Source organism: uncultured Arenimonas sp., from assembly GCF_963976025.1.
Lineage (GTDB): Bacteria > Pseudomonadota > Gammaproteobacteria > Xanthomonadales > Xanthomonadaceae > Arenimonas.
In genome coordinates this window covers 18,214-30,233 of record NZ_CAXBJS010000011.1, presented here as the reverse complement: position 1 = coordinate 30,233, position 12,020 = coordinate 18,214, and the positions used below count along the sequence as shown (strand labels likewise).

Below are 12,020 nucleotides of genomic sequence, written 5' to 3'. Positions count from 1 at the left end.
GGCTGGGCCCGCCGCTGGCTGGCCGGCCTGCTGCTGTCGCTGCTGTCGCTGCTGCCGCTGCTGGCGCTGGCCGGCGAAGACCCCGAGGGCCTGATGTTTCGCGAAGGCGATCAATGGGTCGCCACCCTGGCCATGGACACCAGCGTGCACATGCAGGTGCACGGACTAATGGCGGAGGTGTCGGTGCGCCAGACCTACCGCAATGATTCCAGCCAGTGGCGCGAGGGCCGCTACCTGCTGCCGCTGCCGGAAAACGCCGCCGTCGGCGCGCTGACCCTGCGCATCGGCGAACGCCTGGTCGAAGGCGAGATCCGCGAGAAGGAAGACGCCAAGGCCGTTTACCAGGCCGCGGCCGCGGCCGGCCAGCGCGCCAGCCTGGTGTCGCAGAACCGGCCGAACCTGTTCCAGACCGCGGTGGCCAACATCGGCCCGGGCGAGGAGATCGAAATCGAAGTGCGCTACTGGCAGCCGGTGGCCTACCGCGACGGCGTGTTTTCGCTGGGCCTGCCGCTGACGCTGACGCCGCGCTACCTGCCCGCGCCTTCTCCCGATGCGTCCTTCGCCATGCACGCGATGTCGCTGGAGGCGCCCGAAGCCCTGCCCGCGGTCGCCGGCAGCATGGACGGCGGCGTGGCCGCGGGTCCGACCGTGGCCCTGGTCGCCGACATCGATGCCGGCCTGCCGCTGCAGCGCATCGAAAGCCCCACCCACGCCGTGACCGTGTTCGGGCACGACGGCGTGCACCGGGTCGAGCTGAGCGAGCTGGTCGAGGCGAGCGACCGCGACTTCGTCCTTGAATGGGAGCCCGAACCGAGCAAGGCCCCGCGCAGCGCCGTGTTCCTGGACCGCGTGGCCGGCGAAGACTACGCGCTGCTGATGCTGGTGCCGCCGACCCTGCCCACCGCGCCGCTGCCGCGCGAACTGATCCTGGTGATCGACAACTCCGGCTCGATGTCCGGCGCGTCCATGGCCCAGGCCATCGAAGCCGCCGACCGCGCACTGGCGCGGCTGCGCCCGGGCGACCGGTTCAACGTGATCCGCTTCGACGACGACTTCGACCTGCTGTTCGCCGACGCGGTGCCGGCGCAGCCGGGCAATGTCGCCCGCGCCCGTGCCTGGGTGCGTTCGCTGCGCGCCGAGGGCGGCACCGAAATGCTGCCGGCGCTGGTGGCGGCGTTCGCCGGGCATGCGCCCGAGGGCTACCTGCGCCAGGTGGTGCTGGCCACCGATGCCGCGATCGGAAACGAAGACCAGCTGCTGCGGCTGATTGAATCCGGACGCGGCAAGAGCCGGCTGTTCCCGGTCGGCATCGGCAGCGCGCCCAACGACCACTTCCTGCGCAAGGCCGCCGAACTCGGCCGTGGCACCGGCGTGGTGGTGCGCGACGTCAACGAGGTGGCGGAAAAGATGGACGGCCTGCTGGCGAAACTCGACCGCCCGGCCATGCGCGACATCCAGGTGGACTGGCCGGGTCTCACCGAAGCCTACCCGGCGCGCATTCCCGACCTCTACCAGGGCGAGGCGGTGCAGGTGGTCGCGCGCCTGGACCGCGTCGATGGCATCGCCACCGTGCGCGGCCTGGCGCCGCAGCCCTGGTCGCGCCGGCTGGCGCTGGTGAGCGAAAAATCGGTGCCGGCGCCGGGCGTGGCACGGCTCTGGGGCCGGGCGCGCATCGATGCGCTGGAAGACGAGCTGCGCCGCGGCGGCGACATCGAAAGCCTGCGCCCGGCCATCGTCGATGTCGCGCTTCGCCACGGCCTGGTGAGCAGCTACACCAGCCTTGTCGCCGTCGACAAAACGCCGGCGCGCCCTGCCGATCAGATGCTCGCCAGCACGCGACTGGCCAATGCCACGCCGGCCGGCAGCCTGGCCTTCGCCCAGGGCAGCACGGGTTGGCCACGCGACCTGTTCCTTGCCGCCGTGCTGCTGCTCGGCAGCCTGCTGCTGCTTCGCGTGAGGAACTGAGCATGACCGCCCGCGTCCTGGCCTGCCTGTTCTGCGCGCTGCTGCTTTGCCTGCTGCGTCCCACCGACAACCCCCTGTAGGAGACACCGACATGGTCCTGATCGTTGAAAACCGCAGTCGTTTCCCTGCCCCGGCGCCCGAACCGGGCCACCGCTCGACCGAACAGGCGTTGGCGCACATGCACTGGTTTTTCGTGCCGGCCGATGCCAGCCCGCTGCTGCGCCGGCGGCCGTTTCCCCTGCCCTCCCCCAAGGCCGCGCAGGAGGCGCGGTGAACTTCGCCCCGGCATCACGGATGCACCCTCGGGACAAGGAAGTCCCACCACCGCGGCGACGTATGCCGCGGCCGCGGGGCCTGCGCGGAAGTGCCGCGCCGGCGCGGCGCTGGCTGGCCAGGGCCCTGCTGCTGGCGGCCGGCGTGCTGGCGGTGCAGGCGGCCTGGCTGCCGGCCAAGGCGGCGCTGGCCCAGGGCCTGCTGGAAAGCACCTGGCAGCAGTCGCTGGCCGACGGCGGAACGCACCGCCCCTGGCCCTGGGCCGACACCCATGCCGTGGCGAAACTGGCCGCACCGCGGCTGGGCATTTCGCAGGTCGTGCTGGCCGGCGACAGCGGCCGCAGCCTCGCCTTCGGGCCGGGCTGGGCGGAATCAAGCGCCCTGCCGGGCACGACCGGCACGGTCGTCATCAGCGGCCACCGCGATACCCACTTTCGCTGGCTGCAGGACCTGCGCGACGGCGACGTGCTGGAACTGCAGTCGCACGACGGGCCCCGCCGCTACGAAGTCGCCGCCACCCGCATCGCCGACGCCCGGCACGAGCGCATCGTGGCCACCGACCGCGACCAGCTGCTGCTGGTCACCTGCTGGCCCTTCGACGCCACCGCCCCGCGCGGGCCGCTGCGTTACCTGGTTACGCTGCGGCCACTTCCGCGCGCATCTTCGTGATGACTTCGCGGTAATCGGGGGCGTTGAAGATGGCCGAGCCGGCGACGAAGGTGTCGGCGCCGGCGGCGGCGATGGCGCGGATGTTGTCGGCTTTCACGCCGCCGTCGATCTCCAGGCGGATGGGCTTGCCGAGCTTGTCGATGCGATCGCGCACGCGCTTGAGCTTGTCGAGCGCCGACGGGATGAAGGCCTGGCCACCGAAGCCCGGGTTCACCGACATCAGCAGCACCAGGTCGAGTTCGGGCAGCACGTAGTCCAGCACTTCGATCGGCGTGGCCGGGTTCAGCACCAGGCCCGCCTGGCAGCCCTGGGCCTTGATCAGCTGCACGGTGCGATGCACGTGCTCGCTGGCCTCGGGGTGGAAGCTGATGAGGCTGGCGCCGGCAGCGGCGAAGTCGGGCACGATTCGGTCCACCGGCTTCACCATCAGGTGCACGTCGATCGGCGCGGTGACGCCGTGCTTGCGCAGCGCTTCGCAGACCAGCGGACCGATGGTGAGGTTGGGCACGTAGTGGTTGTCCATCACGTCGAAGTGCACCCAGTCGGCGCCTGCGGCGATCACCGCGTCCACTTCCTCGCCCAGCTTGGCGAAATTGGCCGACAGGATGGACGGGGCGATGATGCAATTGGACATGGTGGCCTCAGTGCTTGTTGCGCAGCTTCTTGATGCGGTCGTAGGCGTGGTTGATCTCGCGCGCTTTTTCTTCGGCCTGCTTGCGCAGGTCCTCGGCGATGCCGCCCAGGCGGTCGGGGTGGTACTGGGTGATCAACCGGCGGTAGGCGCGGTCGATCTCGGCTTCGCTGGCGTCCGGGGACAAACCCAGCACCGCGTAGGGGTCGTATTTTTTCGCGCGGAACCAGTCGGCGTCGAAGGCATGGCCCAGGGCCATTCCCAGCACCGCACCGGCCGGATGGCGCAGCAGCAGCCAGCCGGCGATGAAGCCGAAGAGTTTTCCGTACCACCTCATGGCTGGCTCCCGCCGGCGAAACCGGGCTGGGCGGCGTACCAGGCCGCCAGGGCCTCGATGTCGCCGGGTTGCAGGGTATTGGCCAGGCTGGTCATGGGTTCGTGGCGGCGTTCGCCGCTGCGGTAGGCAGCCAGGGATCGGGCCAGGTAGAGCCGGTCCTGCCCGCCCAGGTGCGGCGTGCCGGCGGTGCGGCTGGGGCCGTCGTCGCCGTGGCAGGCGGTGCACAGGCCCAGTTTGGCCGGGCGTTCGGGCGGGCCGCCGGTGGCAGCGCCTGCCGGCGGCGGGGCGGCGGTTTGGCCATCGGCGCAGGCCACCAGCGGGGCCAGCACCAGGCCCAGGATCAGGGTCGGTCGGAGCATGCGCCGATTCTAGCAGCCGGCCGTGTGGCCGGGCGCGCACCGGGGCCGATAGAGTCGTACAATGGCCGGCCCGGTAACGTTCTACGAGACGCCCGTGCCCACCACCCTGCATACCGCCGAGCTTCCCGGCCTGCCCCTGCTCCACCGCGGCAAGGTCCGCGACGTGTTCGAACTGCCGGGCAAGCGCCTGCTGATGGTCGCCACCGACCGGCTTTCGGCTTTCGACGTGGTGCTGCCCGACCCGATCCCGGGCAAGGGCGAGATGTTGTGCCAGATCAGCAATTTCTGGTTCGACAAGACCGCACACCTGGTGCCCAACCACCTCACCCACGAACCGGTGTCCTCGGTGCTGCCCGAAGGCACCGACTCGGCGCTGTACGCGCGCCGTTCGGTGGTGTGCAAGAAGCTGCGGCCGGTGCCGGTGGAAGCGATCGTGCGCGGTTACCTCATCGGCAGCGGCTGGAAGGACTACCAGCGCACCGGCGCCGTCTGCGAAATCCGACTGCCCGACGGCCTGCGCCAGGCCGAACGCCTGCCGCAGCCGATCTTCACGCCGTCCAGCAAGGCCGCGCCCGGCGAACACGACCAGAACATCAGCTTCGACACCATGGTCGCCCAGGTCGGCGCCGAGCTGGCCGAACAGATCCGCGCGGCCACGCTGCAGATATACAAGTTCGCGGCCCGGCATGCGCGCGAGCGCGGCATCATCATCGCCGACACCAAGCTCGAATTCGGCCTGGACGAAAACGGCGTGCTGCACGTGATGGACGAGATGCTCACGCCCGACAGCTCGCGTTTCTGGCCGGCCGAACAGTACGAGGTGGGCACCAGCCCGCCCAGCTACGACAAGCAGTTCGTGCGCGACTACCTGGAAACGCTGGACTGGAACAAAACCGCGCCCGGCCCGCACCTGCCGGCCAACGTCATCGACGGCACCCGGGCCAAATACGCCGAAGCCCTGGACCGCCTGGCCGACATCAGGCTCGACTGAGCATGAAAAAGGGCGCGGCTGCCAGGCAGCCGCGCCCCCGTTTTCCTGCTTCGCGTGGCGCTTACATGCCCGCCATCAGACCGGCACCCATGCCCAGCATGCCGATGACGGCGCCGACGATGATGCTGATCACGATGAAGATGATCATGTAGACCAGGGCGACCAGCAGCGAGCGGCCAAAGCCGATCGCGATGCCGCCCGGGCGCTTGATCATCCAGTTCACGCAGGCCGAGATGATGACCAGGTTGACGATGGCGCTGACGGCCATGACCCCCATCATCGCCATGCCGGCGCCCGCCAGCGCGGTGGCGGCGGCGTCGGGGTCGCTGCTTGCCAGGCCACCCCCCATCAGTCCCCCGCCGACGCCAAAGACCATCGTCACCACGATGTTGACGATGAAGGCCAGCACCGCGGCGGCCAGCACCGTCAGCAGGCTGCGGCCGTAGCCGGGCGAAAAGCCCGCCACCAGGCGGACGGATAGTTTCAGGATCAGACCGGCGAACAGCAGGCCGATGATCACCGCCAACAGCATGAACACCAGCGCGCCCCCCATTGCTGCCATTTCCATTGCGAATCTCCCCATTCGAAAGGATTGCGCCTGCTTGGCGCAGGACCGACTTTGACCCGATCAGGGGCCCGGGGCAAGCCGCGGGTCCGGCCGGGCCATAATGCGGTTCCCCTGGCCATGGCCCCGCGCATGCCCCCACGCGACATCCTGCTTGCCCTGCTTGTCTGCCTGGCCTGGGCGGGGAATTTCCTGGGATCGGCGACCGCCCTGCGGGAAATGCCGCCGCTGCTGTTCACGGCGCTACGCCTGGTGCTGCTGGTGCTGCTGCTGGCGCCCTTCCTGCGCCGCCCGGGGCCCGGCCAATGGCCGCGCCTGCTGGCGATCACCATCAGCACCGGCGTGATGCACTTCAGCCTCAGCTTCTGGGCGCTGGCGCTGGCCGGCGACCTGAGTTCACCGGCGATCGTGATGCAGAGCTACGTGCCGATGTCGGTGCTGCTGGCCTGGGCGATCCTGGGCGAACGTTTTGCCTGGCGCACCGGCACGGCGATCGCGCTGAGCTTCGGCGGCGTGCTGGTGCTCGGGCTCGACCCGCTGGTGCTGGACAACCCGCTGTCGCTGCTGCTGATGCTGGCCTCGGCGTTTTTCCTGGCCATCAGCACGGTGCTGATGCGCGACCTGGGCGGCGTCACCCGCTTCAGCCTGCAGGCCTGGATCGCACTGGTGGGCGTGTTGCCGCTGCTGGGCCTGAGCCTGTGGCTGGAGCCGGGCGCCATCGCGCGGCTCGGCGGCGTTTCCGGCACGGCCTGGGCCGGCGTGGCCTACGCGGCCATCGTCGCCTCGGTCATCGGCCACGGCCTGTACTACAGCCTCGTGCAGCGCCACGCCGTGGCCAAGGTCATGCCCTGGCTGCTGTTGACGCCGGTGTTCGCCACCGGTCTTGGCATCGTCTTCTGGGGCGACCGACCCGGGCCGAAGCTGCTGATCGGCGGCGCCATGACGCTCGCGGGCATCCTGCTCATCGCCCTGCGCTCCCAGGCCAAGGCACGACCAGCGCCGGTAGCTGAAGAGCTCTGAATTTGCCGCGGATTTACGCGGCCAAAAAAGAAGGCGGGCCGAAGCCCGCCCTCTGAAGTAGAACCGGCACCCGTTACAGGCGCGGGGTCCAGGTGTCCTTTTCGCCGGGGCGCAGCAACAGGCGGCACAGGGCGGGCAGGAAGATGATCGCGGCGATCATGTTCACGATGAACATGAAGGTCAGCATGATGCCCATGTCGGCCTGGAACTTGAGGTCGGAGAAGATCCACATCGCCACGCCCACGGCCAGGGTCAGCGCGGTGTAGAAGATCGCGATGCCGGTGGTCTTGAGGGCGATGAAGTAGCTTTCCGACAGCGTGCGGCCCGGCGTCTGCATGGCCTCGCGCATGCGCGCGAAGATGTAGATGCCGTAGTCCACGCCGATGCCGACGCCCAGGGCGACCACGGCCAGCGTGTTCACCTTCATGCCGATGTCCAGCTCGACCATGACCGAGTGGCCCAGCTCGGTGACCAGCACCAGCGGCAGCAGGATGCACAGCGCCGACAGCGGGCTGCGGAAGCTGATCAGGCACATCACGAACACCGCCGCGTACAGCAGGTACAGGATGGTGTGCTCGGACGCACGCACGGTGTCGTTGGTGGCGGCCATCACGCCGACGTTGCCGGTGGCCAGGCGCAGGTTGACCTGGTCGGAGGTGAAGCCCGGCTCGTTGGCGGCCTGTTCGGCCAGGCGCACGCGCAGGTTGCCTTCGGCGTAGGCGTCGTTTTCCTCGCGGAACTGCTTCACCGCCGCGACCACGCGGTCGATGGTGGTGGCGCGGTGGTCGGAGGTGAAGATGGTGATCGGTATCGCGCTGCAGTCGCTGTTGAGCAGGCCCGAGTCGGTTTCGAAGCTCTGGGTGGCCTGGCGCAGGGTGTCCGGGTCGCGCGGCAGCACGCGCCAGGCGGCCAGGCCGTCGTTCCAGCCGGCGTTGACGATCTTGGCGGCCGCCGGCAGCGTGATCACCTGTTCGACGCCTTCGACGTTCTGCATGTGCCAGGCGAAGCGGTCGATGGTTTCCATCGCCGCGAACGACGTGGTGCAAGCCGACGGGCCGGCCTCGGCGATGACGTTGAGGATGTCCACGCCCAGCGCGAACCGGTCGGCGATGAGCACCGCGTCCTGGTTGTAGCGGGCGTCGGCATGCAGTTCGGCCACGCCCTGCTGGGCGTCGCCGATCATCACCTTGTTGCCGTGCTGCCAGGCGAAGAACCAGCCCAGCACGCCGACGGCCACGACCAGCCAGGCCACCTTGGGCCGGCTGAGGCGCGACAGGGCCGCCCAGATGCGGTCGAAGCGGGTCAGCTGGCGCAGGCGGAACTCGCGCTTGCGGTCGAGGTTGCGCAGCCGGGTGTAGCTCAGCAGCACCGGCAGCAGGACGAGGTCGGTGAGGATGGTCAGGGCGACACCGACGGTGGCGGTGATCGCCAGCTCGCGCACCATGTCGATGGGGATCACCATGATCGCGCCGAAGCCGATGCAGCCGGCCAGCAGCGCCACGGTGCCCGGGATCAGCAGCATGCGGAAGGACAGGCGCGCGGCTTCCAGCGGTTCGACCGCGTTCTTGGCGCTGGCGCGAAGTTCCTCGACGGTGCCCTCTTCCAGGCCACCGAAGAATATCTCGCCGCGGAAGCGGTTGATCATCTGCTCGCCGTGACTGACCGCGATCGCGAATATCAGGAAGGGCGTGAGCATGTTCATCGGATCGATGCCAAAGCCCATCAGCTGCAGGGCGCCCAGCATCCACACCACCGACACCAGGGCGGCGGCGACCGTCAGCGAGGCCAGCTTCACCGAGGTGGAATACAGGAACAGCAGCAGCCAGGTGAAGCCGATCGTCAGCGCGAAGAACTTGATGACCGAACGCGCGCCGTCGCTGATGTCGCCGACCATCTTGGCGAAGCCGATGATGTGCACGCTGTGGTTTTCATCTTCGTACTTCTGGCGGATGGCCTCGAACTGGTTCGCGACCTCCTGGTAGTCGAGCTTGTTGACGTCGCTTTCCGGGATAAGGTCGGCCCAGATCATCGCGCCGGAGAAGTCCTTGGCGACCAGGCGGCCGACGATGTTGGCCTTGATGATGTTGCTGCGGATCTGCTCGAAGTCCTCGGGCAGGGCCTGGAAGCCTTCGACGTTGGGCGTGAAGGTCTGCGGGATGACGTTGCCACCCGACAGGCCGTCTTCGACGACCTCGATGAAGCGCACGTTGGGGGTGAACAGCGAGCGGGCGCGCGCGTCGTCCGTGGCCGCCAGGTTGATGACGTCGCCGGTGACGTTCTCCAGCGTCGCCATGAACTGCTGGTCCAGCATGTCGCCGTCCTTCGCGATCACGGCCACGAGCACGCGGTTGGCACCGCCGAACTCCGCTTCGTAATCCTGGAAGGTCTGCATGTATTCGTGCTGCAGCGGCACCTGCTTCTTGAAGCCGGCATCGACCTCGAGCTGGCTGGCGAAATACGCCATCGCCACGGTGATCAGGGCGAACAGGACCAGGATGACCGGCCGGTTCGCGAAGACGATGCGCTCGGCGATCCGGGCGAAGGGGCCGGGCTGGCTGTTGGGCAGGCTCATGTGAACTCCCTTACTGCGGGCGGAACAGGGCGGCGCCCTTGTCGCCGACCACGATGAAGCCGGCATCGCCGGCCGGCAGGACCCCGGTGAGGTTCGGCGTTTCGCCGTTCGCCATCTCGAAGCGGGTTTCGGTGAACGGCGAGTCGCCGTCCGGGCGGGTCAGCACGACGCCGTTGGCGCCCACCAGGATGGCGCCGCCGTTGGCCAGCGCATGGCCGCCCATCAGCGAGGTATTCACGCCGGTCTCGACGGTGGTCCAGCTGCGGCCCAGGTCATGCGACTCGAGCACGTTGCCACGCAGGCCATGCACCAGCAGGTGCTGGCCGCCGAAGGAAAGGATGCCGAACATCGAACCTTCGTAGGGAAGGCGGTCGCGTTCCCAGCTCTGGCCGCCGTCGGTCGAACGGAAGAAGGCGCCGCGTTCGCCGGCGATGACCAGGTGGCCTTCGTCGGTGCGCGCCATGGCGTAAAGATGCGGGTCGGACTCGGCCTCGAGTTCGAGGTCGGAGGCGTCGAAGGTCCAGTCGTCGGCGGCGGGCGCTTGTTCGGCGGCAGCTTCCGGCGCGGGTTCGGCCTCGGGTTCCGGCTCGTCGTAATTGATGATGCCGCGCGGCGACCAGCTGACGCCGCCGTCGGTGGTTTCCAGGAACATGGCGTAGGCGCCGACGGCAAAGCCGGTCATGCCGTCCACCATCAGCACGTCCATCACCGGCACGCCATCGAGCGGGTCGGCGTAGTCGGGGGTCCATACCTGCGTGCGGCGACGGGTCCAGGTCTGGCCGCCGTCGGTGGAGTGCACGATGACGCCGTCGTGGCCGCCGGCCCAGAGAACGCCGTCGGCACTGGTGATCGAAGTCAGGGTGGAACGGGTGGGCACCGGCGCCTGCTTCCAGTCCTGGCCGTCTTCCGACACCAGGATGTGGCCGCGTTCGCCGACGACAAAATAGCCCGCGGCGGTCTGCACCACATCAAGCAAGAGTGACTGGCTGGCGCGCGGCATCATTTCCGCGTCCAGCGTGGCCGGGTCGGCGGCGGCGGGCGCGGCCTCTTCGGCCATGTCGTCGGTTGCGGGCGCTTGCTCGTCCTGGGACTGTGCCGCCAGCGGCAGCAGCATCGCCAGCAGCAGGGCACCCGCAAGGCGCGTGCGGTTGATTGGCTTGCTCGACATCGTTTCCCCCTTCCGGCTTCCCCGCGTCTTGCGGGGCCCTCAACGCAGCCGCGCCCTTTCGGGCGCGGCTGGTGTTTCCTTCACTCGTGGATCAGCGCACGCCCGAGGTGCGCAGGTTCTGCGGCGAGTAGTTCGCCGGCGTGCTCTGGTAGCCAAAGTCACGCACCTTGTCCTCGTTGTCGAGCAGCATGGTGATGTAGCGGCCGGACTTGAGGTCGTGGTGGGTTTCGAGGGTGGACCAGAAGGTCGGCACCTCGTAGTAGTTCACCGACGGCGCATCCGAATAACGCCACAGGTTGCCCTGGCCGTCGTAGTGGTCGATCAGCATGATCTGCCAGCTGTCTTCGTCCACGTAGAAGGTGCGGCGGCTGTTGATGTGGCGCATGCCTTCCTTGAGCTTGGCCTCGACCACCCACACGCGGTGCAGTTCGTAACGCATGTGGTCGGGGTTGAGGTGGCCCGGGCGGATCAGGTCGGCAACCTTGGTCTTGTCGCTGTGCGCCTTGTAGGCGTTGTACGGGACCAGCATTTCCTTCTTGCCCACCAGCTCCCAGTCGAAGCGGTCCATGGCGCCGTTGAACATGTCGGTCATGTCATTGGTGCGCAGGCCGTCCGAGGCGGTGCCCGGGTTGTCGTAGGCCACGTTCGGGGCGCGGCGCACGCGGCGCTGGCCCGGGTTGTAGACCCACGCCTGGCGCGGCGCGGCGGCCGCGTTCAGGGTTTCGTGCACCAGCAGCACCTGGCCGGCCAGACGCGCCGGGCCGAGCACTTCCTGCTTGAAGTACAGCAGGATGTTGTTGATGTTCTCGGAGGTATTGCCCGGCTTGTAGTACAGGCCCAGCAGTTCCTCGCGCACCTTGGTCAGCGTGAAATTGCCGCTGGCGGTGGGCGCGGCCTGGTTCGAGTAGCTGATGACCGACAGGCCCTTGTACTTGAGCTTGTGGTTCCAGATGACCTCGTAGGCGTTCTTCGGGATCGGGAACGGAATGCCCTCGGCGCAGTTCTGCACGCCTTCGCCGTTGGACACCAGCTGGCACTGGGTGGCGTTGCGCTTGGTGAAATCATAGGTGCGCTGCGGGAACGAGGCGCTGCGGCGGGTCGGGTACACGTCCATGCGGAAGGTCGGGTACTTGGCGAACATCGCCTTCTGGCCCGGGGTCAGCACGTTGGCGTACTGCTGGACGTTGGCGCGGCTGACCGAGTACAGCGGCTTGTCGGCCGCGAACGGGTCGGTGTGGAACTGGCCGACGCGGAAGCCCGCGGGCGGACGGGTAATGCCGCCATCCCAGGCCGGGATGGTGCCGGCGGCGTTGCCGGCCTTCTCGCCACCGACCGGGGTGAGTTCACGGCCCAACTTGGCCGCTTCCTCGGCGCTGACCGCGGCCTGCACCATTCCGGTGCCAGCGGCAAGGACGGCGCCGGCGGCGATGGCCAGTGCGTGTTTCCTGTTGATCTTCATCCGAATGCCTC

General features: G+C 68.4%; 12 protein-coding genes. 5 read left to right on the top strand and 7 right to left on the bottom strand.

What is annotated here, in order from left to right:
• The 3 genes from AACZ35_RS01730 to AACZ35_RS01720 form a co-directional block, all read left to right on the top strand.
• On the top strand, positions 1 to 1,965 hold a 1,965-nt coding region (locus AACZ35_RS01730), incomplete at its 5' end, for a marine proteobacterial sortase target protein (protein WP_339825315.1).
• Positions 1,966 to 2,056: 91 nt separating this feature from the next.
• On the top strand, positions 2,057 to 2,239 hold the full coding sequence (locus AACZ35_RS01725) for a hypothetical protein (RefSeq protein ID WP_339825313.1): 183 nt from the start codon (positions 2,057 to 2,059) through the stop codon (positions 2,237 to 2,239).
• Positions 2,240 to 2,301: 62 nt separating this feature from the next.
• The gene (locus tag AACZ35_RS01720) at positions 2,302 to 2,907 is read left to right on the top strand and encodes a class GN sortase (protein ID WP_339825310.1); all 606 of its coding nucleotides are present in this window, start codon (positions 2,302 to 2,304) and stop codon (positions 2,905 to 2,907) included.
• Here AACZ35_RS01720 and rpe read toward each other — a convergent pair.
• The 3 genes from rpe to AACZ35_RS01705 are packed head-to-tail and all read right to left on the bottom strand — an operon-like array spanning position 2,873 to position 4,234.
• Positions 2,873 to 3,541 (bottom strand): ribulose-phosphate 3-epimerase, encoded by a 669-nt coding sequence (rpe, locus tag AACZ35_RS01715; RefSeq protein ID WP_339825307.1) that lies wholly within the window; start codon positions 3,539 to 3,541, stop codon positions 2,873 to 2,875. The two genes, AACZ35_RS01720 and rpe, sit on opposite strands and share 35 nt — an antisense overlap.
• A 7-nt stretch (positions 3,542 to 3,548) precedes the next feature.
• Positions 3,549 to 3,875 (bottom strand): DnaJ domain-containing protein, encoded by a 327-nt coding sequence (locus AACZ35_RS01710; RefSeq protein WP_339825304.1) that lies wholly within the window; start codon positions 3,873 to 3,875, stop codon positions 3,549 to 3,551.
• Positions 3,872 to 4,234: a cytochrome C gene (locus AACZ35_RS01705; protein WP_339825302.1), complete on the bottom strand. Its 363-nt coding sequence runs from the start codon at positions 4,232 to 4,234 to the stop codon at positions 3,872 to 3,874. The genes AACZ35_RS01710 and AACZ35_RS01705 overlap by 4 nt, the downstream gene beginning before the upstream one ends.
• A 94-nt stretch (positions 4,235 to 4,328) precedes the next feature.
• Between AACZ35_RS01705 and AACZ35_RS01700 the strand changes: the two genes are divergently transcribed.
• Positions 4,329 to 5,225: a phosphoribosylaminoimidazolesuccinocarboxamide synthase gene (locus tag AACZ35_RS01700; RefSeq protein ID WP_339825318.1), complete on the top strand. Its 897-nt coding sequence runs from the start codon at positions 4,329 to 4,331 to the stop codon at positions 5,223 to 5,225.
• Between the two features lie 61 nt (positions 5,226 to 5,286).
• Here the strand turns inward: AACZ35_RS01700 and AACZ35_RS01695 are convergent, their stop codons facing one another.
• The gene (locus AACZ35_RS01695; RefSeq protein ID WP_339825300.1) at positions 5,287 to 5,787 is read right to left on the bottom strand and encodes a hypothetical protein; all 501 of its coding nucleotides are present in this window, start codon (positions 5,785 to 5,787) and stop codon (positions 5,287 to 5,289) included.
• Positions 5,788 to 5,922: 135 nt separating this feature from the next.
• On the opposite strand from AACZ35_RS01695, the gene AACZ35_RS01690 reads away from it, so the two are divergent.
• On the top strand, positions 5,923 to 6,810 hold the full coding sequence (locus tag AACZ35_RS01690) for a DMT family transporter (protein ID WP_339825297.1): 888 nt from the start codon (positions 5,923 to 5,925) through the stop codon (positions 6,808 to 6,810).
• A gap of 73 nt (positions 6,811 to 6,883) precedes the next feature.
• Here AACZ35_RS01690 and AACZ35_RS01685 read toward each other — a convergent pair whose 3' ends face one another.
• From AACZ35_RS01685 to AACZ35_RS01675, 3 genes are all read right to left on the bottom strand, one after another.
• On the bottom strand, positions 6,884 to 9,382 hold the full coding sequence (locus tag AACZ35_RS01685) for an MMPL family transporter (RefSeq protein ID WP_339825294.1): 2,499 nt from the start codon (positions 9,380 to 9,382) through the stop codon (positions 6,884 to 6,886).
• 10 nt (positions 9,383 to 9,392) lie between these two features.
• Entirely contained in the window at positions 9,393 to 10,550 is a 1,158-nt protein-coding gene (locus tag AACZ35_RS01680) for a YCF48-related protein (RefSeq protein ID WP_339825291.1), read from the bottom strand.
• Between the two features lie 91 nt (positions 10,551 to 10,641).
• A complete protein-coding gene (locus tag AACZ35_RS01675; RefSeq protein WP_339825288.1) occupies positions 10,642 to 12,009 on the bottom strand; it encodes a DUF1329 domain-containing protein in 1,368 nt (455 codons plus the stop codon).
• Between the last annotated feature and the right edge of the window lie 11 nt (positions 12,010 to 12,020).

Bases quoted from the DNA above. Each gene is read 5' to 3' on its own strand.
- AACZ35_RS01725 (WP_339825313.1), top strand. From the start codon at position 2,057: ATGGTCCTGATCGTTGAAAACCGCAGTCGTTTCCCTGCCCCGGCGCCC.
- AACZ35_RS01720 (WP_339825310.1), top strand. From the start codon at position 2,302: ATGCCGCGGCCGCGGGGCCTGCGCGGAAGTGCCGCGCCGGCGCGGCGC.
- rpe (WP_339825307.1), bottom strand. From the start codon at position 3,541: ATGTCCAATTGCATCATCGCCCCGTCCATCCTGTCGGCCAATTTCGCC.
- AACZ35_RS01710 (WP_339825304.1), bottom strand. From the start codon at position 3,875: ATGAGGTGGTACGGAAAACTCTTCGGCTTCATCGCCGGCTGGCTGCTG.
- AACZ35_RS01705 (WP_339825302.1), bottom strand. From the start codon at position 4,234: ATGCTCCGACCGACCCTGATCCTGGGCCTGGTGCTGGCCCCGCTGGTG.
- AACZ35_RS01695 (WP_339825300.1), bottom strand. From the start codon at position 5,787: ATGGCAGCAATGGGGGGCGCGCTGGTGTTCATGCTGTTGGCGGTGATC.
- AACZ35_RS01690 (WP_339825297.1), top strand. From the start codon at position 5,923: ATGCCCCCACGCGACATCCTGCTTGCCCTGCTTGTCTGCCTGGCCTGG.
- AACZ35_RS01685 (WP_339825294.1), bottom strand. From the start codon at position 9,382: ATGAGCCTGCCCAACAGCCAGCCCGGCCCCTTCGCCCGGATCGCCGAG.
- AACZ35_RS01680 (WP_339825291.1), bottom strand. From the start codon at position 10,550: ATGTCGAGCAAGCCAATCAACCGCACGCGCCTTGCGGGTGCCCTGCTG.
- AACZ35_RS01675 (WP_339825288.1), bottom strand. From the start codon at position 12,009: ATGAAGATCAACAGGAAACACGCACTGGCCATCGCCGCCGGCGCCGTC.